This is a genomic window from Lewinella sp. IMCC34183 (assembly GCF_003390915.1).
Taxonomy (GTDB): Bacteria; Bacteroidota; Bacteroidia; order Chitinophagales; family Saprospiraceae; genus Neolewinella.
The window spans coordinates 40552-65235 of sequence record NZ_QMEM01000009.1 but is presented as its reverse complement, the minus strand read 5'-3'; the positions used below and the strand labels follow the sequence as shown (position 1 = coordinate 65235).

Annotated in this window: 21 protein-coding genes; 13 read left to right on the top strand and 8 right to left on the bottom strand. The window is 61.3% G+C overall.

From position 1 onward, the window contains the following. The first annotated feature begins 24 nt into the window (after positions 1 to 24). Together DQG19_RS17490 and DQG19_RS17485 are read left to right on the top strand one after the other, a co-directional pair. A complete protein-coding gene (locus tag DQG19_RS17490; RefSeq protein WP_116127590.1) occupies positions 25 to 1695 on the top strand; it encodes a hypothetical protein in 1671 nt (556 codons plus the stop codon). A 182-nt stretch (positions 1696 to 1877) separates the two neighbouring features. Then, entirely contained in the window at positions 1878 to 2624 is a 747-nt protein-coding gene (locus tag DQG19_RS17485) for a hypothetical protein (RefSeq protein WP_116127589.1), read from the top strand. Between the two features lie 178 nt (positions 2625 to 2802). Here the strand turns inward: DQG19_RS17485 and DQG19_RS17480 are convergent, their stop codons facing one another. Together DQG19_RS17480 and DQG19_RS17475 are read right to left on the bottom strand one after the other, a co-directional pair. Next, positions 2803 to 2991 (bottom strand): hypothetical protein, encoded by a 189-nt coding sequence (locus DQG19_RS17480; protein WP_116127588.1) that lies wholly within the window; start codon positions 2989 to 2991, stop codon positions 2803 to 2805. Positions 2992 to 3001: 10 nt separating this feature from the next. Continuing rightward, positions 3002 to 3676: a hypothetical protein gene (locus DQG19_RS17475; RefSeq protein WP_116127587.1), complete on the bottom strand. Its 675-nt coding sequence runs from the start codon at positions 3674 to 3676 to the stop codon at positions 3002 to 3004. Positions 3677 to 4061: 385 nt separating this feature from the next. On the opposite strand from DQG19_RS17475, the gene DQG19_RS17470 reads away from it, so the two are divergent. Next, on the top strand, positions 4062 to 5951 hold the full coding sequence (locus tag DQG19_RS17470) for a CocE/NonD family hydrolase (RefSeq protein WP_116127586.1): 1890 nt from the start codon (positions 4062 to 4064) through the stop codon (positions 5949 to 5951). A gap of 4 nt (positions 5952 to 5955) precedes the next feature. Then, on the top strand, positions 5956 to 6699 hold the full coding sequence (locus DQG19_RS17465; protein WP_157974576.1) for an HpcH/HpaI aldolase family protein: 744 nt from the start codon (positions 5956 to 5958) through the stop codon (positions 6697 to 6699). A gap of 17 nt (positions 6700 to 6716) precedes the next feature. On the opposite strand, the gene DQG19_RS17460 is transcribed toward DQG19_RS17465, so the two are convergent. Beyond that, positions 6717 to 7790, bottom strand: coding sequence for a Fic family protein (locus tag DQG19_RS17460; RefSeq protein ID WP_116127584.1), 1074 nt, complete (start codon positions 7788 to 7790; stop codon positions 6717 to 6719). Positions 7791 to 7942: 152 nt separating this feature from the next. On the opposite strand from DQG19_RS17460, the gene DQG19_RS17455 reads away from it, so the two are divergent. Next, positions 7943 to 8989 carry a ligase-associated DNA damage response exonuclease gene (locus DQG19_RS17455; RefSeq protein WP_116127583.1) on the top strand — a complete coding sequence of 349 codons (1047 nt, stop codon included), beginning with the start codon at positions 7943 to 7945 and terminating at the stop codon, positions 8987 to 8989. Between the two features lie 153 nt (positions 8990 to 9142). After that, positions 9143 to 10738 carry an ATP-dependent DNA ligase gene (locus DQG19_RS17450; RefSeq protein WP_116127582.1) on the top strand — a complete coding sequence of 532 codons (1596 nt, stop codon included), beginning with the start codon at positions 9143 to 9145 and terminating at the stop codon, positions 10736 to 10738. Between the two features lie 99 nt (positions 10739 to 10837). On the opposite strand, the gene nadB is transcribed toward DQG19_RS17450, so the two are convergent. Further along, positions 10838 to 12436, bottom strand: a complete 1599-nt coding sequence (gene nadB / locus DQG19_RS17445; RefSeq protein WP_116127581.1) for an L-aspartate oxidase — start codon at positions 12434 to 12436, stop codon at positions 10838 to 10840. Positions 12437 to 12630: 194 nt separating this feature from the next. Then, positions 12631 to 14166, bottom strand: coding sequence for a glucose-6-phosphate dehydrogenase (zwf, locus tag DQG19_RS17440; RefSeq protein WP_116127580.1), 1536 nt, complete (start codon positions 14164 to 14166; stop codon positions 12631 to 12633). Positions 14167 to 14277: 111 nt separating this feature from the next. On the opposite strand from zwf, the gene DQG19_RS17435 reads away from it, so the two are divergent. The 6 genes from DQG19_RS17435 (at position 14278) to DQG19_RS17410 (ending at position 20245) form a co-directional block, all read left to right on the top strand. Next, a complete protein-coding gene (locus DQG19_RS17435) occupies positions 14278 to 14721 on the top strand; it encodes an RpiB/LacA/LacB family sugar-phosphate isomerase (RefSeq protein WP_116127579.1) in 444 nt (147 codons plus the stop codon). A 53-nt stretch (positions 14722 to 14774) separates the two neighbouring features. Beyond that, positions 14775 to 16136: a hypothetical protein gene (locus tag DQG19_RS17430; RefSeq protein WP_116127578.1), complete on the top strand. Its 1362-nt coding sequence runs from the start codon at positions 14775 to 14777 to the stop codon at positions 16134 to 16136. Between the two features lie 73 nt (positions 16137 to 16209). Further along, complete coding sequence (gene gndA / locus DQG19_RS17425; RefSeq protein WP_116127577.1) at positions 16210 to 17712, top strand: NADP-dependent phosphogluconate dehydrogenase; 1503 nt, start codon at positions 16210 to 16212, stop codon at positions 17710 to 17712. Positions 17713 to 17839: 127 nt separating this feature from the next. Then, entirely contained in the window at positions 17840 to 18493 is a 654-nt protein-coding gene (locus DQG19_RS17420) for a YceI family protein (protein ID WP_116127576.1), read from the top strand. 78 nt (positions 18494 to 18571) lie between these two features. Beyond that, positions 18572 to 18988, top strand: a complete 417-nt coding sequence (tsaE, locus tag DQG19_RS17415) for a tRNA (adenosine(37)-N6)-threonylcarbamoyltransferase complex ATPase subunit type 1 TsaE (protein WP_116127575.1) — start codon at positions 18572 to 18574, stop codon at positions 18986 to 18988. 15 nt (positions 18989 to 19003) lie between these two features. After that, on the top strand, positions 19004 to 20245 hold the full coding sequence (locus tag DQG19_RS17410; protein WP_116127574.1) for an alanine dehydrogenase: 1242 nt from the start codon (positions 19004 to 19006) through the stop codon (positions 20243 to 20245). Between the two features lie 79 nt (positions 20246 to 20324). Here the strand turns inward: DQG19_RS17410 and DQG19_RS17405 are convergent, their stop codons facing one another. The 3 genes from DQG19_RS17405 to proS are packed head-to-tail and all read right to left on the bottom strand — an operon-like array spanning position 20325 to position 23168. Further along, complete coding sequence (locus DQG19_RS17405; protein WP_116127573.1) at positions 20325 to 21173, bottom strand: hypothetical protein; 849 nt, start codon at positions 21171 to 21173, stop codon at positions 20325 to 20327. Next, positions 21160 to 21699: a class IV adenylate cyclase gene (locus DQG19_RS17400; RefSeq protein WP_116127572.1), complete on the bottom strand. Its 540-nt coding sequence runs from the start codon at positions 21697 to 21699 to the stop codon at positions 21160 to 21162. Before DQG19_RS17400 ends, DQG19_RS17405 begins: the two co-directional genes overlap by 14 nt. After that, positions 21699 to 23168 carry a proline--tRNA ligase gene (proS, locus tag DQG19_RS17395; protein ID WP_116127571.1) on the bottom strand — a complete coding sequence of 490 codons (1470 nt, stop codon included), beginning with the start codon at positions 23166 to 23168 and terminating at the stop codon, positions 21699 to 21701. The genes DQG19_RS17400 and proS overlap by 1 nt, the downstream gene beginning before the upstream one ends. Before the next feature lie 178 nt (positions 23169 to 23346). On the opposite strand from proS, the gene DQG19_RS17390 reads away from it, so the two are divergent. After that, positions 23347 to 24579 carry a hypothetical protein gene (locus tag DQG19_RS17390; RefSeq protein ID WP_116127570.1) on the top strand — a complete coding sequence of 411 codons (1233 nt, stop codon included), beginning with the start codon at positions 23347 to 23349 and terminating at the stop codon, positions 24577 to 24579. Positions 24580 to 24684: the final 105 nt, after the last annotated feature.

Here is a 24684-nt window from a genome sequence, read left to right as displayed (position 1 = left end):
GGAAGTACCTTAGCCTGAAAACCCATGCGCCTACCCGGCGGCTCACGCGCGTTTTTGGGACGGCTGGCCTTGGCCGGCGGTGCCCTGCTTCTGCTGACGGGAATCACGTACGCCGGCTGGTACCTGCTGCAGGATTACGATTCCCTGCGGGCCGGCTACCTCGCGGGGGAACCCTTCTATCGGTCGACGGTCTGGGACGACGAATTCTTTACTCCCCTCACCAAGCAACGGGGCAACGGGTGGTGCCTGCTGGTGATCGCCGCGGGACTCCCCGTTCTGTACTTCATATATCGCCGGTGGCGACGGGGATTTGGCCGGCGGCCCCTGATCCTGCCGTTCGGTCGCGCCGACCTACCGTACCTCCTGGTGCAGGTAGCCGTTCAGGCCGGTCTGTGGGGGTACGCGGTGGACCGGCTTCCGTTGGCCTACGACGAAGCGTTCTCCGCCGTCCACGCCGCGGGGGTAGGCCCGTGGCGGGCGCTCAGTTACTACATGCTGCCCAATAACCACCTGTTATTCAACGTCATCAACGGCGCCCTTTTCGGGTGGACGGGCGATCTGGTCGCCACGGGTCGCCTGCTTTCGCTGCTCTCCCTGCTGGTCGTCGGCGGCCTGCAGTACGGGTGGCTGCGCGGCCTGCTGGGGAGTCGGGCCGGGGCGGTAGCCACGGTGCTTCTGGTGTCGGCCACGCTACCGGTCTGGGGCTTTGCCGCCCAGGCGCGGGGCTACGGCCTGCTCTACCTCTTTTCCTGGATGGCGGTGGTGGGGCTATGGCGCTACCGCACCGGAGGCGGCGCGGGAGCCCTGGCGCTGTTCAGCCTGGGGTGTGTGGGAGGTTACGCTTCGGTACCGGTGTTTCTGTACGTACACCTGGCCCTGCTGGTCTGGATCGGCCTCGCCTGGCTATCGGCGCGGTCGTGGGCCCCGCGGTTTCTCCGCTGGCAGGTCGCCACCATGGTTGCCGTCCTGGTATTTCACCTGCCCGCGCTGACCTACTCGGGGGACAGGGCCTTCGTCGCCAACCGCTACGTTAGTGCCGTGCCGGAGGGGCTTCTGGATTTTGCACTGCGGTTTCTCCCTACGGTGCCGGGCTACCTTAACTATATCTCGCCCGAGCCGCTGAACGGGTGGCCTTTCCTCCTGCCGCTGGTGCTGTTGGCGGCGGCGGCGCGCGGGTGGCTGGGGGCTGACCAAAAAGCAAGCAGGCTGGCTACCCTCTGGATACTGCTTTGGTTGGCAGTGGTCTTCACCGCGGTCGGGATGCGCGCCGTCCCCTTCCACCGCACGCTTCCACTACAGGCGAGCTTCGGGCTGGTATTCCTGATCGTGAGTCTGGCCCGGCAGGTCGGAGCGGGTACGGCCACCGTCACCGCGCTGCTGGGTACCTCCCTGCTGGTTGCCCGGGTGCCGGCGCAATTCAACCTGCACCTGTACTACTACGATATGGCCGGTGGGTACCGTGCCGCCACGGAATTGCTGGAAGATTTACCTGCGGGCTCCCCGGCAAGCTTCTCCGACGAGGCATTTTATCCGCGATACCTGTGGGAGCAACGCGAATCCGAAGGGGCCGGACTGTGGGGCGGTGCCCCGCTCCGCTACTACGTGACCAGCTCGGGTGAGCCGCTTCCTCCGGAAATAGACTCCGAGGCCCTGCACCGGGTGGGGGATTACCTGGTCTTCCGGGTGGCGGACTAGGGGCGAAGCCCGAAAACCGGGGGGTGACGGAGAGGGAAGGCGACACCCATAAATTCACTGGCTGGGACCTGTAGGCTTGCGGGCACATCGCTCCAGTGGTGTTAAGCTTTTACTACCGTGGTAAGGCACCGGGGGGTGGCCGTCCGCAGGACGCTATATTAAAGGATCAAATCCCCTGGCTGATGCGCTTTCGTCTCTTTTTGATGTTCGCGGTGCTGCTCGCTTTTGCCGTTCGCCCGCTGTACGCTCAGGCCGACCCGCCTAATATCTATCCCGGCAGTTTCACCGCCCAGCTGAATGTTGGTGTAGTGTGGGCTAGCGGATTGAAGGATGTTGCTTACGCCAATCCCTACGGCGGTGGATTAGACATCGCAGTCGAGTTACAGCGGCGCATACCCATCGGCGAGCAGGTGGCGGTCCGGGCCGGAGTGGGCTATGCCCTGTACAACGTCGGCCAACGGTCGGATGCCGGAACCGTAGCCTGTCGGCTAATCGGCCAGGACTGTATGATCCCGCCGCAGCCCCTCAACGTCGAAATGACGATGCAGTACCTATCCCTCCCGACGGATCTGGAGATACGCTTTCGGGCGCCCGCCGACAAACTCTACGGGGTGGTGCACCACACGTTGCTGATCAACCTGAACGCTAGTGTAAGCGGAGCGGAAGTAGGACGTGATAGCGGTGGAAATGAGGTTAGCCGTTATCCTGGAGAATTACGGGCCCGTTCTCTGGTATCGATCGTTGGTATTGGACTGGGACTGCGGAGCTCACGCGATGCCCGTCGGCCCGCCTATTTGGAGTTGGGCCCGGTCTTCAGCTTGGGTAAGCTGAACGAGCCGCTACCGGAACTGACGCCGCCGTTTCGGACGAACTACGCCCGACCCGCCGGAGTCGCCGGCGTTGAACTGCGTATGGGAGTACATTTCTGAAATACGACCTGAGGTAAGCGTCTTCGCTTATTGGCCGAAATTGGTCATCGCTCGTCGCGGTCGGACAGGAATACCCACCCCGATCACTTTCGGGGTGGGTATTCCATACCAGAGGGGCGTTTTTCCCTGACGTCCTTTCTCGTCAGCCGCCGTATGCTAGCAAGAGGTTTTCGGACGGTCAGCGTGATCTTTGCGTTGAAGTACGATCCCGCGTTATCATCGCGCCGAGGCAGAACGCGAGCATTAGTAAACCGAAGCCCATGACGTAGCTAGCGTAGCCGGCCGCGCTGGGAGAGGAGACCTTGAGGTAGGCGCCGACCGTGATTAGCAGGGAGGATGCCACTAGCAGGGTGAGGAGGCGTTTCATGTTGCCGAAGTTAAATACAGGAGATAGCGATGGCAGCACCGACGGCCACCGGGCTGGTGGCCTGTGCCATGCAGGAACTGAAATCGTCACAAAAAGACATCCAATTGCGGCTGAAGCAACCACCGAAGGTCTCTCCGTTTCTGCGGGGGCCGAGCGATTTATTCACGGGAGCGTCCACGCCAGTGGGGTACCGGTACGGATTGATACTGCCGGTACTTAAGGCGATTTCGTAGATCTGTCTGGAAGCGGTCAGGTTAACTACCATGTTGTTGCTTTTCGCATATATGGTTATCTGGGACGTCTGCTCTACCTTATCTCCTACGAATTGATAAGTGTTGTAGTTGACGTTGTTGACCTTTTGTATAATAACCTTGGCCGTGGGAGCCGGATTGAGGGTGCCGCCGCCGGAGGTAATTGCTTTGCCAGGGCCAATTTTTGGTTGATAGGCGTACACGGAGTAAGTAGCAGCGCTTGACTTAGTATCTGCCTTTTCTCCGAAGTACATCTCACCGGCCTGCTCGCTTTCGGCCGGCAGGTAAATTAGGCCCATCCGGGCGAGCTCTTCGTTGACCATTAGTAGGTCTTGGTCAGCGGGGGCTTGCACTTCCGACCCTACAGAATCCTTCTCGCAGGATGTCAGCAGCAAGAGAAATAGCAGCGGAATACAGTATTGTTTTTTGAACATGGGTTTTACGTTTACATGGGTTAAAAGACTCCCGCGACGGTACGGGGAACTAAGACTATATATCCGGCTGGAGTAGGCTTATGTTCGGTAAATAAAAAATAATGCAGAATATATATTTATATTTTAGAATTTTATAAAATTAAAAAATGTTGTTCGGCTTAGGTAGACATATATTATAATTGCATGTCTCCCGGTCTTAGCCGCAGGACCGGCTCCGGGTGACTGCCGACGGGCGTGAGTTGACCTACCCGTTGTGCGGCATGACATCCGGTGGGGCAGAAACGGCCACGGTACGCGGGCATCGACACGCTCGGCAAGTGACGCATTCACCATCCACGCCGGTCACGTAGCCCGTATCTTCCCGCCCCAATCGAATCACACAGCCATGCGAAACCACCTCCTCCTGCTTCTGCTTTTACTCTGCACCTGCGTCCGCGCCCAGGAATCGGAGGCCTACCGGGAGCTTGCCGCCATCGCCGATATCGAACAGAAGATCATGGTGCCGATGCGCGACGGCAAGCGACTGGCCACCGACGTCTACCGGCCAAAGGACGTAGCCAAGGCACCCATCATCTTCGTCCGTACGCCCTACCAGTTCAACGGTTGGGTTGACGGTGAGGAGCAGGAGCGCCTGTACCAAAATGCCTACGAAGCCGTCAAGCGCGGCTACGCCTACGTGGTGCAGAACGAGCGCGGCCGCTACTACAGCGAGGGCGAATGGGACATCCTCGGCGTACCCCTCACCGACGGCTACGACGCCATCGAATGGATGAGCACCCAGCCCTGGAGCAACGGTAACGTGGGCCTTTACGGCTGCAGCTCCACCGCCGAGTGGCAGATGGCCGTCGCCAGCCTGGGCCACCCCGCCCTCAAGGCCATGGTGCCGATGGGCTACGGAGCCGGCGTGGGCAGGGTAGGGGAGTTCATGGAGCAGGGCAACTGGTACCGCGGCGGTGCCCACCAGATGCTCTTCACCAGCTGGCTGTACCACGTGCAGCACGACCCCGCCGCGCCGCGCCTGGCCGAGGGACTGCCGCGGGAGGACATCCTGCGCCTGCAACGTTACTACGATATGTCGCCCGAGTACCCCGAAATCTCCTCGATGGAAATGCTGAGCACCCTGCCGGTAGACTCGGTCATCGCCGGCAATCACGGCCCTAAGGGAATCTACGAGGGGATGATCAAGCGCAAGCCCAACGACCCGGCCTGGTACGAGGGTGGGCTCTACCACGATGATATGCCCTTCGACGTGCCCACCTTCTGGTTCACAAGCTGGTACGACGTCTCGATCAGTCCCAACCTGGCCCTCTTCAACCACGTGCACGCGAACGCCGAATCCGAGGAGTCCCGCGAAAACCAGTACGTCTGGATCGCGCCCACGCTGCACTGCGCCTATACCCGCGCCACGGAGAATACCATCGTGGGCGAGCGCAGCGTAGGCGATGCCCGCTACGACTACGACGCCCTCATCTACGGCTGGTTCGATAAGTGGTTGAAGGAGGAGCCGGCCGCCGAAATCATCGATACCCTCGCCCGCGTGACCTACTACACCATGGGCAGCAACGAGTGGCAGACCACCTCCGCCTGGCCCCCGCCCAGCGCCGAGATGGTGAGCTACTACCTCGACAGCGACGGCGGCGCCAACACGCTGTACGGCGACGGCCGCCTGGTCACGGAGGCACCGAAGAAGGATAATGCCGACAACTACCTCTACGATCCCATGAACCCCGTGTACAGCTACGGCGGCAACGTCTGCTGCACCGGCGATGCCGTGGAGGGCGGATCCATGGACCAGCGCCGCATGGAAACCCGCAACGACGTGCTGGTCTACACCTCCGAACCCTTCGCCGAGGACACCGAAGTGAGCGGATCCATCGAATCCACCCTGTACCTGAGCAGCGATGCAAAGGACACCGATCTGACGCTCAAGCTGATCGTGGTCGACGAGGACGGCGGTGCTTACAACCTCGACGAAACCATCCAGCGCGTGCGCTACCGCGAGGGCTACGACAAGGAGGTCTTCATGGAAGAAGGCAATGTATACAAGGTAGACCTAACGCCCCTAAGTACCAGCAACCTGTTCAAGGCCGGACAGCGGCTGCGTATCGAGGTAAGCAGTTCCAACTTCCCCCGTTTCGAGCGCAACCTGAACACCGGCGGCGACAATCACAGCGAGCGGGAGGGCGTGATCGCCCACAACACCATCCACCACTCGGCCGAGTACCCCAGCGTGGTCCGGGTGCCGGTGGTACCCGCTACGCCCTCCAAGCGCTAGTCCGGTGACTCTGAAGAAACGACTGTGCGGGCCGGATGCCGTCAGTAACGTGTTCATGACGCTGCCGGTCCCCCTCCTTGCGGAACGGATGGGCCGTGCGGGCCTGGATACCGTGACCCTGGACCTGCAGCACGGCTACATCGAGAACGGTGACCTGCTGGGCATGGTGCAGGCCATCACGGCGGGCGGAGTACCGGCCCTGGCGCGGCTGGCCTGGAACCGCCCGGAGCTGATTATGAACGCGCTGGACTACGGCGTGGAGGGGCTGATCTGCCCGATGATCGAGACCGCGGACGACGTGGCGGCCTTCGTGCGGGCCGCGAAGTACCCACCGGCGGGAAATCGCTCGTTCGGTCCCTTCCGGGCCGGGATGCTGCACGAGGGTGACTATTTCGCGGATGCCAACGACGCTACGGTCTGCTTCGCGATGGTGGAGACCGCCGCCGCCGTTGACAACCTGACCGCCATCGCGGCCGTACCGGGCCTGGACGGGCTCTATATTGGTCCGTGGGACCTGAGCGTCAGCCTGGGCCTGGAACAGAAGGGGAACCTGGCCGACTCTAAACTGAAGGAGGTGATGGATCGGGTGCTTGCCCTCGGGCAGGAGCACGGCTTATTTACCGGCATCTTTACGGTGCGCCCCGAGGACGCGCGCGTCATGCGGGAGCGCGGCTTCGACCTGGTGACCTGGGGTACGGAGGCGCTGATGTTCGAGCGGGGGTTGGGGGCGTGGAAGGTAGCGTCCTAAGAGTGAAAGCGTTGCAGTTAGCGGTCGGTGAGCAAGCTGACTAGTCGGTCGTTGACATAGAAATGACTGCGACCAAGTTTATGCTTGGTCAGAATGCCCAAACCTGATAGTTTACCGAGGTAAGCGGTCGCCGTGGGGCGGCTTACGCGTAAATCATTCATCACGAATTCAATCTTCGTGTAGGGGTGGCGGAAAATATTGTTTAACAAATCCTGCGAGTAGATCCGTGGCTCCTGTCTCCTCAGCGTGACCTTGTATTCCTGCATTAAGGACTTTAAGTCGCGGGTCAAGCGTATCGTATCTGCCGCTGTAGCCGTAACTCCACGTACTATGTAGGTTATCCAAGTTTCCCAATCGCCTTCGTCACGCACCTTTTGTAGCAGGTGATAGTATTCCTGTTTGTTCTGAATAATGTACTGGCTCAAGTACAGGATAGGCAAGTCCAGCAGGCCCTGATTGACCAGGTACAGAATGTTCAGAATGCGCCCCGTCCTCCCATTGCCGTCGTAAAAGGGGTGTATGGATTCAAACTGGTGGTGGATCACGGCCATCTTTACCAATGGGTCCAAATCTGATAATTCATTGTCGTTGATGAATTCCAGCAGGTTGTCAATCAGCCGATTAATTTCCGCAGGATGCTGTGGGGGCGTATAAATCACCTCTCCCGTACGGTCGTTTTTTAGTTGGGTACCAGGAATGGCTCTTACACCTGCATTGTTTTGTTCAAGTTCGGCCTGTATGTCCAGAATGTGACGGCGGGTGATCACCCCGGCCTGGCTTATTCGCAAAAAGCCCTGGCGAAGGGCCGAAGCGTAGCGTTGTACTTCCTTTGTAGCCAGTGAAATCCTACCGTCTAAATTCAATTCTGCCTGGTATAACTCATCCTGAGTGGTGATGATGTTCTCCACTGCCGAGCTGTCCTGCGCCTCTTGAAGGGTCAGCGAGTTGATCAGGATATTTTCATTGGGAATGGTCTTTATAACGCCCTTCAACTCGGCCAACTGCCGACTCGCCTTCAGCACCTCTTTTAGAATTGCCCTGGACTCAAGTTCCCGTGGGAGTGGCAGGTCAGGAATACTATATTCTTTCATGACAGGCTCGGTTGAAGTTTCTTTGCACCGTCTAAAAATAGGTAAAGAAAAGAGCGTTTTCTTTACCTATCGGCCGCCACCTGTAAAGAAATCACGATAATTTTAGATTGTCAAGTACGGAACCGCGGCGAAACGGCCACGTTAGAAGGGCAATGCCCCTCCTAACCTTCAACGATAACGGGATCTACTGCGAGCGCGCCGACGTCTACATTGATCCGTGGAAACCGGTCGACCGCGCCCTCATTACCCACGGGCACGCCGACCACTCCCGCTGGGGGAATAAGCACTACCTCTGCACCCGCGCCGCGGCGCCCGTCATCCGCTACCGCCTCGGCGACATCAAGCTGGAAACGGTCGAATTTGGGGAGGTGAGAACCATCAACGGCGTCAAGTTCAGTTTTCACCCCGCCGGCCACATCATCGGCTCGGCGCAGATTCGCGTGGAGTACCAGGGGGAGATCTGGGTGGCCAGCGGCGACTATAAACTGGAGGACGACGGCCTGTCCGAGGCCTACGAGCCGGTCAGGTGCCAGCACTTCATCACGGAGTCCACCTTCGGCCTGCCCGTCTACCGCTGGACGCCGCAGGAGGAAGTCATGGCCGACATCAACGACTGGTGGCGGCAGACCGCCAGCGAGGGCCGCACCGCCATCCTGACCGGCTACGCCCTCGGCAAGGCCCAGCGGCTGCTGGACGGCCTCGACACCAGCATCGGCAAGATCTATACCCACGGGGCCATCGAGAACACCAACGAGGTGCTCCGGAAGCAGGGCGTCAAACTGCCCCCGACCACCCGCGTCACCCGCGAGATCAACAAGAAAGACTACCCCGGCAACATCGTCGTGGCCACCCCGGGTGCCATCGGCCAGCCCTGGGTCAAGAAGTTTGGCAACGCCTCCATCGGGGCCGCCTCCGGCTGGATGACCCTCCGCGGCGCCCGCCGCCGCCGGGGTGCCGACCGCGGCTTCGTGCTCAGCGACCACTGCGACTGGCCCAGCCTCCTCGAGGCCATCGACCTTACCGGTGCCGACAACGTCTACGTCACCCACGGTTACACGGCCATCTTCAGCAAGTACCTCCGCGAGCAGGGCCTCAACGCCGTCGAGCTCCACACCGAGTACGAGGGCGAACTGGCGGAGATCGAGACGAAGGGGAATGAGGAGACTGAGAAGGAAAATGCTGCTGCTGATGCGGAGTAGAGAACACGGAGATAGGGAGAGAGCGGCCGAGGGTTACCGCAGAGTCGCAGAGAACCGCAACGTTTCGCCAAGCGTTTTTGCGCACCTTCGCGTGCTTCCTTTCCTCTGCGGTAAATCTTTGTGCCCTCTGCCCACCTCTGCAACCTCCCCCCGATGAAGAACTTCGCAGAAATGTTCCGCCGCCTGGACCGCACCACCAAGATCAACGCCAAGGTGGATGCCCTGGCCGATTATTTCCTGCAGGTGGACGACGAGGACAAGCTCTGGACCGTAGCCCTCCTCAGTCACCGCCGGCCGCGACGGACCGTCAACTCGAAACTGCTGCGGGCCTGGGCTTCCGAAATGAGCGGCATCGATACCTGGATCCTGGAGGAGAGCTACCACGTGGTGGGCGATCTGGCAGAAACCATCGCCCTCGTACTGCCGCCGCCGGAGCACGACTACGACCACACCCTCACCCACTGGATCGACTACATCCAGGAGTTCGCCAAATACGACGAGGAGGGAAAGAAGGAAGCGGTGCAGGAAGCCTGGAACGGCCTCGACACCACGGAGCGCTACCTGTTCAATAAGCTCATTACCGGCAGCTTCCGCGTCGGCGTGAGCCAGAAACTGATGACCCGCGCCCTCTCCCGCGCCACGGGCATCGAGGAAACCAACCTGGCTCACCGGCTGATGGGCAACTGGACGCCCAACGACACCACCTTCGAGGACCTGATCCACAGTGAGTCGGCCACCGACGACATCTCCCGCCCCTATCCCTTTTACCTGGCCTACCAGCTGGAGCAACCCGCCGCCGACCTGGGCGATCCCGCCGATTGGCAGGCCGAGCACAAGTGGGACGGCATCCGCGGACAGGTGATCGTGCGCGACGACGAGGTGTTTGTCTGGTCGCGCGGGGAGGAGCTAGTTAACGATAAGTACCCGGAGTATCACATACTGGCCTCCGCTATTCCGAACGGCACGGTTATTGACGGGGAGATTCTACCCTTTAAGGACGGGCAGCCGCTGGGCTTCAACGTACTGCAGACCCGGATCGGACGCAAGACGGTGAGCAAGAAACTACTGAAGGACGCCCCCGTCATCCTCATGTGCTACGACCTGCTCGAGTACGAGGGCCGCGACGTCCGCAAGTTGCCGCTGTCCGGGCGCCGCGAACTGCTGGAACGGATCATGGAGGAGCACGATACCGGTGGCGTGTTGCAGCTGTCGCCGGTCTTCGCCTTCGACAACTGGGACGACCTGGCCGCCGAGCGGGAAACCGCCCGGGAGAAGTTCAGCGAGGGTATCATGCTCAAGCGGATAGACAGCGCGTACAAGCAGGGCCGCAAGAAGGGCGACTGGTGGAAGTGGAAGGTGGACCCCCTCACCATCGATGCCGTGATGATGTACGCCCAGCGGGGCCACGGGCGGCGGGCCAACCTCTACACCGACTTCACCTTCGGGGTATGGGACGGCGACCAGTTGGTGCCCTTCACCAAGGCTTACTCCGGGCTCACCGATAAGGAATTCAACAAGATCACGGCGTGGGTGCGCCGCAATACCGTCGACCGCTTCGGCCCCGTTCGCAGCGTAAAGCCGAAGCAGGTCTTCGAGATCGGCTTCGAGGGCATCCGCAAGTCTACACGCCACAAGTCGGGCGTCGCGCTGCGCTTTCCCCGCATGCTGCGGTGGCGGCAGGACAAGCCCGTAGATGAGGCGAATACCAAGGCCGATCTTGATGCACTCCTAGAGACCTACGGAGGCTGATTAGTGGCAACCGATTGGTTGGTTCGCTGAGGCCAGGTCGGCACTTCCGGGACAGCAATATGAGTGATGATGTGCGGGACATCCGATGTGCTGCCCGCCCTACAGTACCGAATACTGTACGAAATCCGCCTTCTCAGGATAGTCGGTGGTGAAGTGCAGCCCCCGGCTCTCCTTACGTAGCGAGGCGGCCTTGGAAACCAGGTAGCCCACCGTGATCAGGTTACGCAGCTCGCAGAGCTGGGGGCTGACGAGGCTGTTGCGGTAAAGCTCCTCGGTCTCGTTATGGAGTAGGCTGAGGCGGTCCTTGGCCCGCTTGAGGCGCTTGTCGCTGCGGACGATGCCGACGTAGCTCGACATGACCTCCTTGAGTTCTTTTATGCTCTGCGTAATGAGTACCTGCTCCTTCGGCTCGGTGGTCCCGGTGCGTTCCCACTGGGGGATACGGGATTCTCCTTCGCTGTTGTCGATGTTGGCGGCGATCGAGTGCGCGATGCGGTGGCCGAACACCAGGGCCTCCAGCAGGCTGTTGCTCGCCAGGCGATTGGCCCCGTGCAAGCCGGTGCTGGTGCATTCGCCACAGGCGTAGAGCTGGTTGACGGAGCTGCGGCCGAACTCATCGACCTGCACGCCGCCGCACATATAGTGACAGGCGGGGGTGACCGGGATAAGGTCGTGCATGGGATCGATGCCGGTTTCCTTGCACTTGTCGTAGATCGTGGGGAAGTGGGCGATGAATTTCTCCTGGTCGAGGTGGGTGCAGTCCAGGCACATGTATTCCGCGCCGGTCACCTTCATTTCGTTATCGATGGCGCGGGCCACGATGTCCCGGGGGGCAAGGCTGCCGCGGGGGTCGTAGTCGTGCATGAACTCCGTGCCGTCCGGCCGCTTCAGGATGGCCCCGAAGCCGCGCACCGCCTCGCTGACGAGGAAGGCCTGCTTCTCCAATCCCGGATTGTAGAGCGCCGTGGGGTGAAACTGCACGAATTCCATATTCTCCAGGTGCACCTTGGCGCGATAGGCCATGGCGATACCGTCGCCGGTAGCGATCACCGGGTTGGTGGTGCTGCGGTATATCTGTCCGTTACCGCCGGCGGCCAGGACGGTGGTGCGGGCGAGGATGGTGCTGATCTCCCAGTTCTCCTTATTGAGTACGTAGGCGCCGTAGCATTCGATCCCCTCGGTGAGCCGCGTCACGATGTGGCCGAGGTGGTGCTGGGTAAGCAGGTCCAGAGCAAAGTAGTGCTCGTGGACCGTCAGGTTGTCCAGGGTAGCCGCCTTGGCACTCAGGGCGCGCTGGATCTCCCAGCCGGTCAGGTCCTTGTAGTGCAGGATGCGGTTGACTGAGTGGCCGCCCTCACGCCCCAGGTCGTATTTCTCGAAGGCATTCAGGTCGAAGCGCGTCCCCCACTCGATGATCTCCTCCACCCGCTCGGGGCCTTCCTCGACCACGATACGGACGATGTGCTCGTCGCACAGCCCCGCGCCGGCATCCAGTGTGTCGGCGATATGCTTCTCGTAGGTATCGGCTCCGTGGTCCCACACCGCCGCCACGCCGCCCTGGGCATAGCTGGTGTTGCTTTCCCGCTCGTTGACCTTCGTCAGCACGTCGATCTTCAGGTCGGGGCGCAGCATGGCCAGTTTGATGCCGGTACTGAGGCCGCCGATGCCGGAGCCGATGATTAATACGTCTGTGGTCATTTTTGGTTGGTGGATTGCACCGTTGGTGAATTGCTGAATGGGTGAATTACTGCCTTGGGCGGCTCTGTTCCGTCGCTTTGCTCCGGAAAGTGAATCGTCGGTACTACGCGTAGGCCCAATGTACGCCCTGGAGCGGAGCGATAGGACTTGTCCTGCGGGTAACGCAGCAATTCAACAACGCACCAACGCAACAACTATAACTTGGTGTAGTGCTTCTCCTCAGTAAGCGATTCCTGCGGGTTACGCCAGTTGGCATGGGGGATACCGTCCCAGAGTTTTTCGGCTTCCTCGGGGCCCCAGGTGCCGGCTTCGTAGAAGGCGAGGGGGGCTTCATTCTTTTTCCAGGCGTCGAGGATGGGGTCCACGAAGGCCCAGGCCTGTTCGACACTGTCGCCGCGGGCGTACAGGGTGGGATCGCCCTTCATGCAGTCGAGCAGTAGGCGACTGTACGATTCGGGAACGTCCTTGGTGGTGAGGTCGCGGTAGAAGAAATCCATATCGACGTTCTTCACTCGGAAGCCCTCGCCGGGCACCTTCATGCCGAACTCCATGGCCATGCCCTCATCGGGCTGGATGCGCATGATCAATTGGTTGTCGCACTCCATGGCGTAGCGGTCCTGGTTGGCGAAGAGCGCCTGCGGCGGGTTCTTGAAGGTGATGACCACCTCGGTGACCTTCAGGGGCAGACACTTGCCGGTCCGGATGAAGAAGGGGACGCCGGCCCAGCGCCAGTTGTCGATGAAGAACTTCATCGCCACGTAGGTCTCCGTATTGCTGTCGTCGGGTACGTCCTCGGCGTCGCGGTAGGAGACGACCTCCCCGTCCTTGGTCTCGCCGGCGGTGTACTGGGCGCGGACCACCTGCTTGGCGACGTCCTCGCCCTTGATCTCGCGGAGGCTCTGGAATAGCTTCATCTTCTCGCCGCGGATGGAGTAGGCGTCGGCCCGTATGGGAGGTTCCATAGCCACGTGAGCCAGCACCTGCAGGAGGTGGTTCTGGATCATGTCGCGGAGGGCACCGCTCTCGTCGTAGTAGCCGCCGCGGCTGCCCACGCCGACGGTTTCGGCGGCGGTGATTTGTACCGACTGGATGTAGTTGCGGTTCCACAGCGGCTCGAAGAAACCGTTGGCAAAGCGGGTCACCAGCAGGTTTTGTACCGTCTCCTTTCCGAGGTAGTGGTCGATGCGGTAGATGTCGTTCTCGCGGAAGACCGACTGCAGTTCCTCGTTGAGGTCCTTGGCCGACTGCTCGTCGTAGCCGAAGGGCTTCTCCACGACGAGTCGCGACCAGCCGTCTTCGGGCTTGTTGAGGCCGACGGCTTCCAGGGCCTTCGGTATGGTGCTGTACAGCTTCGGCGGGGTGGAGAGGTAGAAGATGTAATTGTGGCCGGTGCTGAATTGCTCGCTCAGGTCATCGAGGCGGGCCTTGAGTTTCTTGGCGTCCTCCGCACCGTCGTAGGCCTTTAGGTCCTGGTAGAAGAGGAGCTTGGAGAAGGCTTCCAGTTTATCGCTCTCCTTCTGCTTGTCGTCGAAGAACTCGTTCTCGAAGACGACCTTCTGGCGGAAAGCTTCGTCGGTGAAGTCGGTGCGGCTGGCTCCCAGCAGGGCGAAATTGTCCGGCAGGTAACCGCCCCGGTAGAGATCGAAAACGGCGGGGATGAGTTTCCGCTGGGCGAGGTCGCCGGAAGCGCCGTAAATGATCAGGATGTGCGGGTCTACTGTATTGGCCATGTGCGTGTATGGGTGCTCTGAAAACGGTTTCTATCTCAAAGGTCCCACATTTTATAAGGTTTACCGCCGCTGCAAGGTAATTTTAGGCCTTCACGCCAAAAAATCAATTTCATGACCATCGGCATCGCTACCGACCACGGCGGCATTGAACTCAAGCAGCAAATTCAGGAGTACCTCGAGGGGAAGGGGTACACGATCCGTGATTTCGGGGCTTTCAGCTACGACGCCGCGGATGACTTCCCCGACTTCGTCGTTCCCCTGGCCCGCGCCGTCGGATCCGGGGAGGTGGAGCGTGGCGTGGCGGTGTGCGGCAGCGGTGTGGGCGCCAGTATCGCGGCCAACAAGATCAAGAACGTCCGCGCCTGCCTCATCACCGAGTCCTACAGCGCCCGGCAGGGCGTCGAGCACGACGACATGAACATGATCTGCGTGGGCGGCCGCGTCATCGGCATCGAGCTGGCCAAGGAGCTGATCGACAACTTCCTGGGCGCCGAGTACCAGAACCTGCCCCGACAGCAGCGCCGCATGGGCAAGGTAGCGGACCTGGAGCAGTAGGCGGGGCCGCGGGTGCCAGGCCGGTGAATGCCAAGTAATCTTTACATTAGGATATGGAAACGCCACTGCTGAAGTCCGACGCGGTACCCCCCGACCGGCGCCACCCCAACAGCTGGCTCGACCGGCTGCAGCAGGAAAGCTGGCAGCTGGAACTGATCCTGAGCGGCTTTGCCATCTTTCTTCTGCTGGCGGGCTACTCCTCCTTTTACGAACTGGACCTCCCGCTGGGCCGGAAACTGCTGAACAACGAAGCGTGGCGGCCGGTCAGCATCGCGTACTACGTCATGCGCACCGGCTACCTGGCCCTCATCATCTGCCTGCTGGTGCACCTGCTGCTGCGGGGCGTGTGGATCGCCGCGATCGGACTGCGCTCCGTATCGGGCGACATCGATTACGGGCGCCTGGGCTACCGGCCGCGCTACGAGCGCTTCCTCATGCGGCGGATCGGCTCGTTCGACAGTTACCTCGATCGCCTGGAACGCCTGTGCAGCGTCGCCTTTTCCCTCGCGTTCCTGATCATTTGCTGCTTCTTCAGTTTGGTGGCCTACACGATGGCCTGCGTCGTGCTGCAGGTGCTCAACAGCTGGCTCTTCGGCGAGGCCTGGCAGTGGGAGGGCGGCATCTTCGGCGGTGGAGGCTGGCTAAACCTGATCCTTCTGCTGGTGGGCCTGCTGTTTATGATCGACTTCCTGAGCCTGGGCTTTTTCAAGCGTAACCGCTGGACGGCCGGCGCCTTTTACCCCATCTACCGGCTTATGGGCTGGGTGACGCTGGCCGCCCTGTACCGGCCCCTGTACCACAATCTGGTGGACAACCGCTTCGGGCGGCGCCTGGCTCGCCTGCTGCCGTTATTCATCCTGGTCGCCCTGCTGAGCGTATCGGTGCGGTCCGAAGAGGCCGCTTACCTGCCGTACTTCGCGCGTGACGGAAAGCATGTCGTAGAGGCCAACAATTACGACGATACGGCCTACGAGCCCGCGGAATACCTGCGGCGCTCCTCGCTGGCCTCGAAATATCCCGACCACGGCTACCTGGAGCTGTTCGTGCCCTACCTTCCCCGCTACCACGACCCGGTGATCGAGGCGCTGGCACCGGACCTGGCGTCGAGCCGCTATCCGGGAATCAAACTACGGGGAGCCTTCACGGTAGGAGAGCTTTACAATCCGGAGGCCGATTATTCGCGGACGCTGGCCGTGCTGTCGCGGCTGCACCGCGTCCTGCTGGACGGTACGGATACGGTACGGACGGCCCCGCGCTTCCACCACCACGCGGGCCGGGAACAGGACGGACTGCTGTACGTGTTGCCCCTCCACGACCTGGCGGTGGGGGAGCATACCCTCACGGTGGAGACCCGCTACGATCCGGAAGATACCACCGACTACCGGGGCTACGGCCACATCTACTTCTATAAGTAACGAACCAAACGCGCTCCGCCACCTTTTACGATTTTCCCCTGCACCCGCGTTCCCGCAAAAAATATACAACCTTATGGACCAGCAACTTTATGATTTCGGCATGATCGGCCTCGGCGTCATGGGCCGCAACTTTCTGCTTAATGTAGCCGACGATGGCTTCGGGGCTCTCGGCACCGACATCAACCAGGAATCGGTGGATGCCCTCAACGAGGAAGGAAAGGATATGCGGGTGAAGGGAGTAAGTACCCAGAAAGAGTTTGTCAGCCTGCTGAGCAAGCCCCGCAAGATCATGATGCTGGTCCCGGCCGGCAAGATCGTGGACAACGTGATCGAAGGCCTGCTGCCCCTGCTGGACGAAGGCGATATCATCATCGACGGCGGCAACAGCCACTTCACCGATACGGACCGTCGCTACAAATACCTGGAATCCAAAGGTATCCGCTTCCTGGGCACCGGTGTCTCCGGGGGCGCCAAGGGTGCACGCCTGGGCCCCAGCATCATGCCCGGCGGCGACAAGGCCGCCTGGGAAGAGGTGAAGCCCATCCTGGAGACCGTCGCCGCCAAGGTGAACGGCGAACCCTGCGTCACCTACATCGGTGAGACCAGCAGCGGCCACTACGTAAAGATGGTGCACAACGGCATCGAGTACGGCCTCATGCAGCTGCTCGCCGAAGCCTACGATATCCTCAAGCGCGTCGGCGGAATGGACAACGATACGATGTCCGCCCTCTTCAGCAAGTGGAACGAGGGACGGCTCAACAGCTACCTGGTGGAGATCACCGCCAATATCCTCAAGTACCGCGACGAGCAGACCAACGAGCACCTGCTCGACGTCATTCTTGACAAAGCAAAGCAGAAGGGCACCGGCAAGTGGACGACGCAGTCGGCCATGGACCTGGGCGTACCCATCCCCACCATCGACGCGGCCGTGACGATGCGTGCCATCTCCGCCTTCAAGGAGTACCGGCAGGATAACTCCAAGCTCTACACCAGCATCCACCCCGACGAGGTACTCCTCAAGGGCGAGGGCCTCGCTGAAGCGGTGGAGCAGTCGCTCTACTTCGGATTCGTGATCTGCTACGCCCAGGGGATGCACCTACTGTCCGAGGCAAGCGTGGACATGAACTACAACCTAGACTTGGAAGGCATCGCCCGCATCTGGCGGGGCGGCTGCATCATCCGCGCCGAGCTGCTGGAAACCATCCGCGAAGCCTACGGCAAGCGTGACGGCCTGAAGAATATGATGGCCACCATCGAGTTCCGCGATGACCTGCACGCCTGCCGCGATTCCGTAGCCGAGGTGATGCACCAGGCCAACGAGCGCGGCGTTCCCGCCATGTGCCTCTCTTCGGCCCTGCAGTACTTCGAGGCGTTCCGCTCGAAGCGGTTGCCCCTCAACCTGGTACAGGCCCAGCGCGACTACTTCGGCTCGCACACCTATGAGCGGACCGACGAGCAGGGCGTATTCCACACCAGCTGGGACGCTCAGGTCATCCATAAGGCCGGCGAAGCGGGCGATCGCGTCGATCCCAACGCCCCCAAGGTGATGGATCCACCCAGCGGGGCGGAAGGCTAGAATATTTTTTGCGGTTTATTCATGTAGATACATTAAATTTGTAGTCCGGTTCAACCCTGCGTCGTTTCGTGGGGTTGTACTGCCTGCATCATCACCTAGCGTGACCTACTCATCAGTCTTTTATAGCATGAAAATCTACGCATCTCTCTTTCTCTTCGCTCTCCTTATCGTTGCCTGCGGTCCTTCGGGCACTGAAGTGACGTCCTCCGACGCCCAGGCGGCCAACACCGCAGCCGAAGCCACGGCGACCTTTACGGTCGATACCTCCGCCAGCACGGTAACGTGGGAGGGAACCAAGCTCATCGGTAGCGGCCACGAGGGCAACATCCCCGTACAGAGCGGCCAGCTCACCGTCAACGGTAACGACCTGGTCGGCGGCACTTTCGTACTGGACATCACCCGCCTGGAGAACTCCGACCTCGACGGCGAGGGTAAGGGTAAGCTCGAGGGTCACCTCAAGAGCGCCGACTTCTTCGACGTCGAGCAGCACCCCACGGCTTCCTTCGAGATCACCAAGGTCACCCCGGTGACCGGCGAGTCGGACTACAACCACGAGGTAACCGGTAACCTGACCCTGAAGGGCACCAGCCGCAGCATCACCATCCCCGCCATGATCACCATGGACGGTAACCAGCTCACCGCCAACACCCCGGACTTCGTCATCGACCGCACGGAGTGGGGCATGCAGTACGGTTCCGGTTCCGGTGCCGTGGAACTGGCCCAGGACAAGATTATTAACGACGAGGTAGGACTTAACCTGAACCTCATCGCGCGCAAGTAAGCCCGCATTGACCAATAACTTTCAGGAGGTTGTCCGCGCAGCGGGCAGCCTCTTTTTTATTCCCCTAGCTTTGCGGCCATGCAGCTAACCTATACCCTGGGGGAACTCCCGGCCGTGGCGGCCCGCATCCTTGCCGGTGGGGGTCGGGTATTCGCGCTCACGGGCGACCTGGGCGCCGGCAAGACCACGCTGGTGGCCGAGCTGTGCCGGCAGCTGGGCGTAACGGAGCCGGTCTCCAGTCCTACCTACGGCATCGTCAACGTGTACGACGGTACGGCGGGGGAGATCTACCACCTCGATTGCTACCGGCTGGCGGATACGGGCGAGGCCCTGGACGCCGGCCTGGAGGAGGTATTGGGCGCGGACGCGGGTGCGGTGTTCGTAGAATGGCCGGAGGTGATAGAACCCTTATTGCCTGCGGACGTTGTTTTTCTGCGCTTGGGCCACGATCCGCAGGGTAGGGGGCGGCGTCACCTAACCATCACCCCGGCGTAATCCGTAAGCTAACCCATGAGCAGTAAGGAAAAGGAAAAGGAGAAGATCAACCTACCCAGGGAGCTTACCTCGGGGTACGCCCAGACCCAGACCGAGACCCTGGCGGTAGAATCCAAATCGGAGGAACTGTTCATCGGGATCCCCAAAGAGATCACCCTACAGGAGAAGCGCGTTGCCATCGTGCCCAGCGGGGTGCATACCCTCAGCAGCCGCGGCCACCGCGTACTCGTGGAAACCCAGGCCGGCGTACCGAGCAACTTTACCGACCACGACTTCAGCGAATGCGGTGCCGAGATCGCCTATTCGGCCCAGGAGGTATACCGCCGGGCCCGGGTGATCATCAAGGTAGCCCCGCCCACCCTCGACGAGATCGAGATGATGCAGGAGGGCAGTATCTTGATCTCCCCCCTTCAGCTGCCCATCATCAATGCCGAATACCTGTTCCGGCTGAAGCACAAGCGCATCATCGCCCTGGCGATGGAGTATATGCAGGACGAGGAGGGCAGCTTCCCGATCGTGCGCATAATGAGCGAGATGGCTGGCATTTCCGCGATACAGACGGCCGCCGAGTTGCTCAGTACCAGTCACGGCGGGCCCGGCATCCTGCTGGGCGGCATCTCCGGTGTGCCCAGTGCCAAGGTGGTCATCCTGGGCGGCGGTGTCGTGGCCGAATACGCTACCCGGGCCGCCCTGGGCATGGGGGCCGAAGTGCGCATCTTCGACGATAACATCCACAAGCTGATGCGGCTGCAGACGAGCGTCGGGCGCCAGTTGTATACCTCGGCGATGAATCCCGTCTACCTGCGGCGCGAGCTGCTGGATGCGGAGGTGGCCATCGGGGCGATCCACGCCGAGAACGGCCGCGCGCCGGTGGTCGTGAGCGAGGATATGGTGCGTAGCATGAAGCCGCGCTCCGTGATTATCGATGTGAGTATCGACCAGGGTGGCTGTTTTGCCACGAGCGAGCTTACCAGCCTCGATAACCCCACCTTCCTCAAGCACGACGTGGTCCACTACTGTGTACCGAATATCGCCAGCCGGGTAGGGCGCACCGCCTCGATCGCGGTCAGCAATATCCTGACGCCCATCCTGCTCCGCGCGGAGGGGGCACGCAACTTCGAGCACTTCCTGTTTCACCATGCGGGGCTGCGCCACGGCATCTATACCTTCCGGGGTTGCCTGACGAATCGGTATCTGGGGCAGCGTTTCGAGATGCGGCACACGGATATCGACCTGCTGATGACCAGCGGGCTCTAGGTTGCGCGCGGTCGGAGACCGCTTCTCACTGCGCTACCGGAGGCAGCGTTGTACTTCCGCGGTCGGAGACCGCATTGTACTAGGCGAGCCAGATGGCCTGATCACCGAACTGACTTGCCGTCGCTTCCCGGTCGCGCGCCAGGCCCAGCAGCATGCCCCCGCCGCCGGCACCGCAGAGTTTCAGCCGGTAATCCTCGCCCCCATTCCAGACAGCGTGGAAAGCTTCCGGTATGAAATCGGGGAACCGGGCCAGCTGAAATTCTGAGATGGCCGCCGTGCAGCGGTGGAGTTCTTCGCGATCTCCGCTCAGGAGCGCGGCGATGGCGGCGTCCGCGGGTTCGCGCCAGTCGGATACGATGGGAGCCGGATCGCGGTCCCAGGTGGCCAGAAAGCGCTGGATGAGTGGGGAAGCACTGCGTTCCCGGCCGGTATCGAGGAGGAAAAACCCGTCCGCCCAGCTCCCCGGGAGGGACGCCGCACCCGCGGCCCCGCCGGCTTCCAGTACCACGGGTTGCCGGAGATAGGAGATCAGGGGGTCGGTGCCGGAACTACTGCCGTGGAAGAAGGCCTCCAGTTTCGCCAGTGAGGTGCGCAGGTCGGCCAGCGGCGGGTCGCCTTTCGTCGGGATGCGGTATTCGTCCCAGATGGCCGCGCAGACCGCTCCGCTGCTGCCAAGTCCGTAGCCGGTGGGGATGTCGCCCGCCAGGCGTCTGCCGGGTTCCAGATCGGCGAGCAGCCGCTCCGCATCGACCGCCAATTCGGGCCGGGCCCGTAGCCACTCCGCGAAGGACTGCAGCCGGGGGTCAGGGGCTCCCGACGTCCACCGCAGGCTGAAGGGAGGGTAGGGGACCGCCAGGCCACGGCCGCCCCGCAGTACCGTATGCTCGCCGTAGAGCAGCACCTTGGCGGGGTAATTACGCGGCTCCATCGGCTTGTTGCTGGAGGAGCATGTCGCTGTAACTCACGGATTGTAGCTCCGTCTCCTGGATACCGAGCAGCTGCTGGTAGCGGTCTACCTGCCCGCGCAGGGCATCCCGCTCCTTCTCCGCCGCACCGATGGCCTCGATCTCCACGAAGGTGCCGAGGCCGGCTATTGTGTCCAGGTGAAACTTGACGTTGTCGATGAAGTAGATCTCGCGCTGCTTGTCGACCACCACCAGGGTGCCGAGTGCGGCGTCGAGGGTGGCCGCAAGTTCGCGGGCCGTAGCGGCGTGGTCCAGCGGCGTGAGGTTGGCGTCGCTGTTCTTGGCCGTCGCGGTGTTTTCCCTGCGGTAGAAGATGAGGCTGTTCTCGACGTTCCCGACACGCAGCTTGAGCCGGCCCTCCGGTACGCGGAAGTAGTGGTCGACCTGGTGGTCGGTACCGCGGAAGTCCGCCCCGGCCGCCAGGAGGCGTTCGCGTTGCCGGTCGTGGTCGGTGGAGGTGGCCTTCAGTTCTACGAGGTGTTTCTTCATCAATACGCCTTCGCGAACACCACCCGCTGCTTGCTCGGCTTACCGGTGAGGATGCAGGTGCCTTCCTCTGCTGCGGCGTCGTTGGGGATGCAGCGGATGGTGGCCTTGGTCCGCTCCTTAATCTTGAGTTCGGTTTCGGTGGTGCCGTCCCAGTGGGCGTAGATGAAACCCGGGATGTCGCGGGAGAGTACTTCCTCGAACTCCTCGAAGGTGTCGACGTGGGTGCTGTGCTCTTCACGGAACTTAACGGCCCGGTCGAAGAGGTTCTGCTGGATCTCGTCGAGGAGGTTGACGACGTGGTCCACGATACCCTCGATGGGCTGGTTGGATTTGGTCTTTTCGTCGCGGCGGGCCACCTCGATGGTGCCCTTGTCGAGGTCGCGCTGGCCGATACCGAGGCGGATGGGGATCCCCTTCAGCTCGTTCTCGGCAAATTTGAAGCCGGGGCGCTGTTTTTCGTCGTCGTCGTAGCTAACGCGCACGCCGCGCGCCTTCAGCTCATCCATCAGCTCCCTGGCCTTGGCATTGAGGGTGTCGTTGGGTTTCGGGATGGGCACGATGACCACCTGGATGGGGGCCAGTTTTGGGGGGAGCACCAGCCCTTCGTCGTCGCTGTGGGTCATGATGAGGCCGCCGACGAGGCGGGTGGAGACGCCCCAGCTGGTGGCGTAGACGTACTCCTCCTGGTTCTCGGCGTTGCTGAACTTGACGTCGAAGGCCTTGGCGAAGTTCTGCCCCAGGTTGTGGCTGGTACCGGCCTGGAGAGCCTTGCCGTCCTGCATCAGGGCCTCGATGGTGTAGGTGTCGAGGGCGCCGGCGAAGCGCTCGTTCTCGGTTTTGATGCCGCGCAGTACGGGCATGGCCATGTATTCTTCGGCGAAGGTGGCGTACACCTCCTGCATCTTCAGGGCTTCCTCCAGGGCCTCCTCGGCGGTGGCGTGGGCGGTGTGCCCCTCCTGCCAGAGAAATTCGGCGGTGCGGAGGAAGAGGCGGGTACGCAGTTCCCAGCGGACGACGTTGGCCCACTGGTTTATGAGCAGAGGCAGGTCGCGATAGCTGTTGATCCAGTCGCGGTAGGTGTGCCAGATAATGGTTTCGGAGGTGGGGCGTACGATCAGTTCTTCCTCCAGCTTGGCTTCCGGGTCGACGATCACGCCGCTGCCGTCGTCGGCGTTCTTCAGGCGGTAGTGGGTGACCACGGCACACTCCTTGGCGAAGCCTTCCACGTGGGCGGCCTCGCGGCTCAGGAAGGATTTGGGGATGAAGAGCGGGAAGTAGGCATTGACGTGGCCGGTCTCCTTGAACATGTCGTCCAGCTGCCGCTGCATCCGTTCCCAGATGCCGAAGCCGTAGGGCTTGATCACCATACAGCCCCGGACGGCGCTGTTATCCGCCAGATTGGCCTTCTTGACAATGTCGAGGTACCACTCCGAATAGTTAGCTTCTCGGGAGGTTATCGCTTTGGCCATGGGACAACTTTATAGGGGGGTAATGTGTTGATATATAGAGGCTTTAGTCGGAAAGCAGGCCTTTAACGCATTAGAAAGGCGCTTTAAGTCCGCTTTAACCAATCGGGGGGCACAAACTTACTACTTTAGACCTTGTAAAGAAGAAGTACCACCCCCGGACCTCCTAAATTCAACAATCATGCTCAAGCAAAAACTATATTTCGCGGCCGCTTCGCTCGTTGCGATGATGCTGGTTTCCACCAGCGCCCAGGCCCAGTACGACGATATGTACTACGACCCGGATAACTTCCGCAGTGTCGAGCGCGCCCCCGATTACTCCAACCAGGAGCAATCCTCTAATTTTAACGAAGACGATTACCGCAGCCGGACTTCCGAGCGGTATGCCGACGACGATTACTACGATTACTACTATACCAGCCGTATCCGCCGCTTCAACCGGCCCTATACCGGCTTCGGCTACTACGACCCGGTCTACGTGGACATGGCGTACTACGATCCTTTCTTCCGCCCCGCCGGTACCACGGTGCTGATCTATAACGACTTCAACCGGTCGTTCTACCGCCCCGTGCGGACTGCTTTCGGTGTCCGCTACATCAATAGTGGTGCCTACGCCGGATTCAACCGGGGATGGGGAGGCGCCTACGGTGCCTTCGGATGGAACGATCCTTTCCTGTACGGACGTGCCTACAACCCCGTGGTTGGTGCCGGTTACGGTAACCCCTTCGGCTACGGTCGCTTTGGTAATTCCTACGGTGCCTTCGGCGGTGGTGCCTTCGGCGGCCCGGCCTTCGGAGGTGGCGGATACTACTGTCCCCCCGCCTGGGGTGGCGGCAACACCTACGCCGTGCCCAACGACGTCAGCAATGCCCGCACCGTATCGAATACGCCCCGTGCCGCTACCACCTCGATTGCCGACCGCGTAGAGCGTGCCCGCCGCAACGCCGCCGTATCCCCCCGCTCGATTGACGGCACCCGCAGCGCTGCTCCTGCCCGTACCGGTCAGAATACCCGTACCGTGGGCCGCACCCGCTCGGTGAACGATACCCGTAGCATCGACCGTACCCGTACGACCGTTGCCCCCCGCAGTGCAAACAGCCGCAGCGCTAGCCCGCAGCGTGCCGTGCCCTCGCGCAGCAACCCCAGCTACACTCCGAGCCGGACGACTACGCCTACCCGCCGGGCCGTACCCAGCCGCAGCAACAGCGGCCGTAGCTACACTCCGAGCCGCTCCGCGACTCCCCAGCGAAGTGTTACGCCCAGCCGCAGTGCCTCGCCCCAGCGCAGCTACACGCCCAGCCGCAGCAGCACGCCCAGCCGTTCGGTAACCCCGAGCCGGAGCAGCACGCCCAGCCGCTCCGCCACTCCGAGCCGCTCTTCCACTCCCAGCCGCCGCGGCGGTGGTGGTGAGTAACCCGGACCGATATTGATACGACTCCAAAAGGGGGTGAGAATAACCGTTCTCACCCCCTTTTCTGTGTCTGGTCACGGAACGTACCAGATAATGGATATCAGGGCC

What these genes read in the sequence shown, in the direction of transcription:
- gndA (WP_116127577.1), top strand. Translation starts at nt 16,210, where the DNA reads ATGGACCAGCAACTTTATGATTTCGGCATGATCGGCCTCGGCGTCATG.
- DQG19_RS17450 (WP_116127582.1), top strand. Translation starts at nt 9,143, where the DNA reads ATGAAGAACTTCGCAGAAATGTTCCGCCGCCTGGACCGCACCACCAAG.
- DQG19_RS17390 (WP_116127570.1), top strand. Translation starts at nt 23,347, where the DNA reads ATGCTCAAGCAAAAACTATATTTCGCGGCCGCTTCGCTCGTTGCGATG.
- DQG19_RS17490 (WP_116127590.1), top strand. Translation starts at nt 25, where the DNA reads ATGCGCCTACCCGGCGGCTCACGCGCGTTTTTGGGACGGCTGGCCTTG.
- DQG19_RS17480 (WP_116127588.1), bottom strand. Translation starts at nt 2,991, where the DNA reads ATGAAACGCCTCCTCACCCTGCTAGTGGCATCCTCCCTGCTAATCACG.
- DQG19_RS17405 (WP_116127573.1), bottom strand. Translation starts at nt 21,173, where the DNA reads ATGGAGCCGCGTAATTACCCCGCCAAGGTGCTGCTCTACGGCGAGCAT.
- DQG19_RS17460 (WP_116127584.1), bottom strand. Translation starts at nt 7,790, where the DNA reads ATGAAAGAATATAGTATTCCTGACCTGCCACTCCCACGGGAACTTGAG.
- DQG19_RS17470 (WP_116127586.1), top strand. Translation starts at nt 4,062, where the DNA reads ATGCGAAACCACCTCCTCCTGCTTCTGCTTTTACTCTGCACCTGCGTC.
- DQG19_RS17485 (WP_116127589.1), top strand. Translation starts at nt 1,878, where the DNA reads ATGCGCTTTCGTCTCTTTTTGATGTTCGCGGTGCTGCTCGCTTTTGCC.
- DQG19_RS17475 (WP_116127587.1), bottom strand. Translation starts at nt 3,676, where the DNA reads ATGTTCAAAAAACAATACTGTATTCCGCTGCTATTTCTCTTGCTGCTG.
- DQG19_RS17430 (WP_116127578.1), top strand. Translation starts at nt 14,775, where the DNA reads ATGGAAACGCCACTGCTGAAGTCCGACGCGGTACCCCCCGACCGGCGC.
- DQG19_RS17410 (WP_116127574.1), top strand. Translation starts at nt 19,004, where the DNA reads ATGAGCAGTAAGGAAAAGGAAAAGGAGAAGATCAACCTACCCAGGGAG.
- zwf (WP_116127580.1), bottom strand. Translation starts at nt 14,166, where the DNA reads ATGGCCAATACAGTAGACCCGCACATCCTGATCATTTACGGCGCTTCC.
- DQG19_RS17455 (WP_116127583.1), top strand. Translation starts at nt 7,943, where the DNA reads ATGCCCCTCCTAACCTTCAACGATAACGGGATCTACTGCGAGCGCGCC.
- tsaE (WP_116127575.1), top strand. Translation starts at nt 18,572, where the DNA reads ATGCAGCTAACCTATACCCTGGGGGAACTCCCGGCCGTGGCGGCCCGC.
- DQG19_RS17435 (WP_116127579.1), top strand. Translation starts at nt 14,278, where the DNA reads ATGACCATCGGCATCGCTACCGACCACGGCGGCATTGAACTCAAGCAG.
- DQG19_RS17420 (WP_116127576.1), top strand. Translation starts at nt 17,840, where the DNA reads ATGAAAATCTACGCATCTCTCTTTCTCTTCGCTCTCCTTATCGTTGCC.
- DQG19_RS17400 (WP_116127572.1), bottom strand. Translation starts at nt 21,699, where the DNA reads ATGAAGAAACACCTCGTAGAACTGAAGGCCACCTCCACCGACCACGAC.
- nadB (WP_116127581.1), bottom strand. Translation starts at nt 12,436, where the DNA reads ATGACCACAGACGTATTAATCATCGGCTCCGGCATCGGCGGCCTCAGT.
- proS (WP_116127571.1), bottom strand. Translation starts at nt 23,168, where the DNA reads ATGGCCAAAGCGATAACCTCCCGAGAAGCTAACTATTCGGAGTGGTAC.